General features: G+C 45.4%; 4 protein-coding genes. 2 read left to right on the forward strand and 2 right to left on the reverse strand.

The genetic code is table 11. The features are described 5' to 3' along the window. The coding region (locus ACWA6V_RS15940; RefSeq protein WP_449523415.1) for a glycosyltransferase family 2 protein at positions 1 to 374 on the reverse strand (374 nt) is incomplete at its 3' end. 247 nt (positions 375 to 621) lie between these two features. Between ACWA6V_RS15940 and ACWA6V_RS15945 the strand changes: the two genes are divergently transcribed. Beyond that, positions 622 to 1,782, forward strand: a complete 1,161-nt coding sequence (locus ACWA6V_RS15945) for a glycosyltransferase (protein ID WP_449523416.1) — start codon at positions 622 to 624, stop codon at positions 1,780 to 1,782. Between the two features lie 14 nt (positions 1,783 to 1,796). Here ACWA6V_RS15945 and ACWA6V_RS15950 read toward each other — a convergent pair whose 3' ends face one another. Beyond that, a complete protein-coding gene (locus tag ACWA6V_RS15950) occupies positions 1,797 to 2,867 on the reverse strand; it encodes a Stealth CR1 domain-containing protein (RefSeq protein WP_449523417.1) in 1,071 nt (356 codons plus the stop codon). A 155-nt stretch (positions 2,868 to 3,022) separates the two neighbouring features. Here ACWA6V_RS15950 and ACWA6V_RS15955 point away from each other — a divergent pair. Beyond that, the coding region (locus tag ACWA6V_RS15955) for a valine--tRNA ligase (protein ID WP_449523418.1) at positions 3,023 to 5,790 on the forward strand (2,768 nt) is incomplete at its 3' end.

Consider the following 5,790-nt stretch of genomic DNA (forward strand, 5'->3'; position numbering starts at 1 on the left):
CATATCTGATAGTCACACATAACCAAATCTGGCGAATGACGATTGACGATACCTCTAAGCTGATCAATTGCTCCATCAGCTATCACATCATCAGAGTCCAAAAACCATACATACTCACCGGTGGCCGCAGCCACCAGCGAATTGCGCGCAGCACTAAGGCCACGATTATGTGCATGTTGCAGAATTTTTATCGGATGGGAGGCTTTTGCAGCGACTGCTTGTAAATATTCAAATGAGCCATCAGTTGACCGATCGTCGAGAGCGATGATTTCAATATTCTCATCGCACTGCGAAAGAACTGACTGAAAGCAATCATCAAGATAATCCTTGACGTTATATACTGGAATTAAAACACTTAACCAAGGCATCGCCATAGTTATAATCCTTTAGCACTTCATTTTCGTAGATCAAAAAAGTGTTAACTATTCTTGTTATTGTCCTTTTTTAACAGCCGCCAAACTTGCGATTGCATTTTATACCTACAAGCATAAAAAGCAAACAAGATAGAACCCGCAAAATTCATAATTAACTTGCCACTTTGTAATGACATGTGTAACTTTTGATTGCAATACCATCCGATACAACCACCTCCAGTTAAGACCTAATATTCAAAGAATGCTTATGAGCAAAAAAGTCATTATTTATCAAGATGGTTTGCTGTCTTATTCCGAAACGTTTATCAAGCAGCAGGCGCTTGCGCTTGTTTCTTGGAAGCCTATTTTAGTCGGGCATAAATACCTTGGTCGCAGCCTTGACTTCTCGATGATTCAGTCGCAATTACTGTTACCCCAGGGAAGTTCTCTCCCCCGCCGCTTGCTTTATATGGCTTATCGCTGGCTCAATAAAGCCGATCCAGCTGGCATCAACACATTAAAAGATATCAATGCGGATCTGGTTCACGCACACTTCGGAACATCGGCGGTTGACATTTGGCCTTATGCAAAAGCATTGGATTTGCCCATGTTGGTCACACTGCATGGTTTTGATATCAGTATCTATAGAGAATGGTGGGAATCAGGTAAACGCGGCCGCAGAAAGCGTAAGTATCCGCAACAATTACTGAAGCTTGCCCAAGAACCTAAAGTGCATTTTCTGGCAGTATCCAGTGCAATTAGAGATCGTGCTATTAAGTTCGGCATTCCAGCTGAAAAGATTACCGTGAGCTATATAGGTGTAAATACTGAAGATTTTGCTCCGGGTCCAGTTCCAATATTAGAGCGAAAAAACCGAATTCTTTACGTTGGTCGTCTTGTGGAAAAGAAGGGAGCGAAATATCTGATTGAGGCCTTTGCGGCAGTTAAAAAGGCCGTTCCAGATGCTGAACTAATAATTGTTGGCAAGGGCGGAATGGAAGAGCAATTACGCACTCAGATAAATCAATTAAATTTATCTGACGTCACTTTCACTGGTGCGTTAACCAGCACCCAAGTCAAAGAGCAAATCGATAATTGCAAAATATTTTGCTTGCCGAGCATTACAGCCAATAGTGGTGACGCAGAAGGCCTGCCGATATCTATTCTTGAGGCGCAAGCCAGTGGTGTATTCGTGGTTAGCTCATCATCTGGGGGAGTTGGCGATAATCTAATAGACAGAGAAACCTGTTTTACTTTTGCCGAGAAAGATAGCAATGCACTAGCGGGCACACTGACCAACATACTCGCTACTCCAGAAAGCTACTTGGACATCATTAATAATCAGCAGGAGCTAATAAAAAGCAAGTTCCAACTAAGGAGCTGCGCTTTAGAACTTGAAAATCTCTACACCATTTATTCCAAACAATGATGCCTTGTCAAAACTCAAATACACTTTGATTCAGGGTAAATTTCACGGTCAGCAGCTGCTTCCTGTGCCAGGAAATGATCTAGATCACCAATACGCTTATCAATCCAGCCAAGAATTATAGCCAATGTTTCCGGTGATGCGCTTTCAAGACTCTGAAAGCATGCAAATACATAGGACTCGTCACGATCAGCCTGAGCGAGCTTGGCTTTTATCCGTATCAAAGCCTGATCACCAGGTTTGATTTGTAATGTTCGCAGCTGATTATCTACTACTGCCAGCCCCATTTTTAATAGGCAGTGGGCACTGAAGCCCTCCGGAACAAATTGCAGCGGTGAACGCAAACGAAAACTGATATTGGTCTTCAAGATTTCTGGATATCGCTCGCAATAGTCACGCCACACTGATTTTCGCCATGGATGTGGATTATGCTCTAACTGAAATACATTCTGCATGTAACCAAACATTCTTGCACTATTTTCCTGAACACCGATAAACCGCACCCTAGAATTAGAAGTATTTTTTTCTCCTACACCAAAACATCTTTTAAACCAATTGACTATTTTTTTTATCAATCGTCGCTCGGTTTGAACCTTCCATGAGCCACGCAGTACCACCTTTTCATCTCGATAAAATGCATCAGGAGACAATGAACGAATTAAACAAAAATCATCATTCAAAAATATAAAGCGCTCTGATAAACCAGGGATTCGCCAAAGCAAACTCGCAATGGACATGCTACTGAATGATGGAAGGCAATCTTCATACCCAGAAAAAATTATCCGATGATCTATTACCTTCACACGCGACTCGTATTTTGTACCAGCAAGCTTTTTAATAAAACCGGGAGCCTGATTATCACTCACCACAAATATAGTACCAATCCAAGGTGCAAATTTAAGTAAGGATACAACACAATATTCAATTTCATTAAGACTGTGAAAACGTGCCGTACTCGCAGCCCTAGGACGTTGCCCACCAATGCTCAAAATGTACTTCTCAAGCTTTTCTTTATGAGCAGGATCAGCGCCATCTACCCAAGTTATCACCGCATCTATAGGAGAATGTTGAATCACTGAATCGGTCATAAGCAACCCAAGACTATTGAGGAAGTTGTAGGTGATTATTCTAACCTATCAGATGTTCGACTAGGCCATACCGACGCCAGAATGTATAATCGCCAGCCTGTTTTTACGCCTATTGATCAGCCGCGCAGCGGCATCCGCAAGAGTCTGTTATTGCTATGGAAAAAACCTACGAACCCCATGCTATCGAACGCCAGTGGTACCAAACCTGGGAAGAAAAAGGCTATTTTAAGCCTGCTGGAGACGGCACCCCCTACTGCATGATGATTCCGCCACCGAATGTCACTGGCAGCCTGCATATGGGGCACGGGTTTAACAATGCAGTAATGGACACCATGATTCGCTATCGCCGCATGAAAGGCGACGATACATTGTGGCAAGTGGGTACCGACCACGCGGGTATCGCCACGCAAATGGTGGTCGAACGCCAATTGGCGGCGCAAGGTGTCAGCCGCCACGATCTCGGGCGCGAAAAATTCCTCGAGAAAGTATGGGAATGGAAAGAGCAATCCGGTGGCACCATCACTCGTCAAATTCGCCGCTTGGGCTCGTCAGTCGATTGGAGCCGCGAGCGCTTTACCATGGATGACGGCTTATCTACCGCAGTGCAGGAAGCCTTTGTTCGCTTGTTTGATGACGGCCTGATTTATCGCGGCAAACGTCTGGTGAACTGGGATCCTAAACTGCACACCGCCATTTCTGACCTGGAAGTGGAAAACCACGATGAAAAAGGCTCACTGTGGAATCTGCGCTATCCATTAGCCGAGGGCGCCACCACCGCTGACGGCAAAAATTATTTGGTCGTTGCAACCACTCGCCCTGAAACCATGTTGGGTGATAGTGCTGTTGCGGTTCACCCTGAAGATGAGCGTTACAAATCGCTGATCGGTAAATTTGTTCTGCTGCCATTGGTTAATCGTTTGATTCCAATCGTTGCCGATGATTACGTTGATCGCGAGTTCGGCACTGGCTGCGTGAAAATTACTCCCGCACACGATTTCAACGACTATGAAGTAGGCAAGCGCCACAATTTGCCCTTGATTAATGTGCTCGATAAAAACGCCGCGATTTTAGGTGTTGCTCAAATTTTTAATTTGGATGGCAGCCTCAATACGCAAATCGACGGCACCCTGCCCGCTCAATACGCCGGGCTCGATCGCTACGAAGCGCGCAAGCAAATTGTCGCTGCATTTGAAGCAGCTCAATTGCTGGAAAAAATTGACGACCACGGCTTGAAAGTACCGCGCGGTGATCGTTCAGGCGTTGTTATCGAACCATGGTTAACTGACCAATGGTATGTAAGTACCAAACCATTAGCGGAACCGGCAATCGCTGCGGTTGAAGACGGTCGCATCCAGTTCGTACCGAAACAATACGAGAATATGTACTTCTCCTGGATGCGCGACATTCAGGATTGGTGTATCAGCCGTCAATTGTGGTGGGGCCATCGTATCCCTGCGTGGTATGACGCAAGCGGCAAAGTGTATGTTGGTCGCAATGAAGCGGAAGTACGCAGCAAATATAATCTTGGTGCGGATGTAAACTTGAATCAGGACGAAGACGTATTGGACACCTGGTTCAGCTCAGGTTTGTGGACTTTCTCAACACTCGGCTGGCCAGAGCAAACGGAATTCCTGAAAAAATTCCATCCGACCGATTTGCTAGTAACTGGTTTCGATATTATTTTCTTCTGGGTTGCGCGCATGATTATGCTCACTATGCATTTGGTGAAGCATGAAGATGGCACGCCGCAAATTCCGTTCAAAACCGTATACGTACATGGTTTGGTGCGCGATGGCCAAGGTCAAAAAATGTCGAAATCCAAGGGCAATGTGCTCGACCCACTCGACATTATCGACGGCATTGATTTGGAAACCCTCGTGCAAAAACGCACAACCGGTTTAATGAATCCAAAAGATGCCGGCAAAATCGAAAAGCAAACCCGCAAAGAATTTCCGGAAGGAATCCAGGCTTACGGAACAGATGCATTGCGCTTCACGTTCTGCTCACTTGCATCGACTGGTCGCGATATTAAATTCGATATGGGCCGCGTAGAAGGCTATCGCAACTTCTGTAACAAAATCTGGAACGCCATGCGTTTTACATTGATGCAATGTGAAAACCAGGACTGCGGGCAGGATGGCTCAAGTGATTATGAATTGTCGCTAGGCGATCGCTGGATTATTAGTAAATTGCAAATCGCAGAAAAAATGGTTGCGGAAAATCTGGATAACTATCGACTGGATTTAGCCTCACAAGCAATTTATTCGTTTGTGTGGGACGAATACTGCAGCTGGTATTTGGAGGCGACCAAAGCGGTTTTGTTTAATGCCGATGCAACAGCAGCGCAAAAGAAAGGTACTCGCCGTACACTGGTGCGCGTACTGGAAACTATTTTCCGCTTGGTACATCCACTGATGCCATTTATCACTGAAGAAATTTGGCAAATTATCAAACCGCTCTCAGGTGCAACGGGCGAAACAATCATGCATGCACCCTATCCGCAAGCGGATGACAGCAAAATCGATCAACAAGCATTAAACGATGTTGAATGGCTGCAATCGGTGGTTGCGGGTGTGCGCAATATTCGCGGCGAGATGAACATCTCTCCCGCTAAAGATTTACCGGTACTATTTAAAAATGGTACCAGTGAAGATCAGCAGCGCCTGAACAACAACCAGCAATTCCTGAAGAAATTAGCATCACTGGAAAGCGTTACCTGGCTGAACACCGGTGAGACCGAACCTATGTCTGCCACAGCCTTGGTTGGCCAAATGGAAATCCTGGTACCAATGGCAGGCCTGATTGATAAAGATGCGGAAATCGCCCGCCTTACCAAAGAGAGCACTAAACTAATTCAGGATATCGAGCGCACTGAAGCAAAACTTGGCAATGCCGCGTTTGTAGAAAAGGCACCTGCTGAAGT

The sequence above is a fragment of the Cellvibrio sp. genome, assembly GCF_053579595.1.

Bases quoted from the DNA above. Each gene is read 5' to 3' on its own strand.
- ACWA6V_RS15945 (WP_449523416.1), top strand. From the start codon at position 622: ATGAGCAAAAAAGTCATTATTTATCAAGATGGTTTGCTGTCTTATTCC.
- ACWA6V_RS15950 (WP_449523417.1), bottom strand. From the start codon at position 2,867: ATGACCGATTCAGTGATTCAACATTCTCCTATAGATGCGGTGATAACT.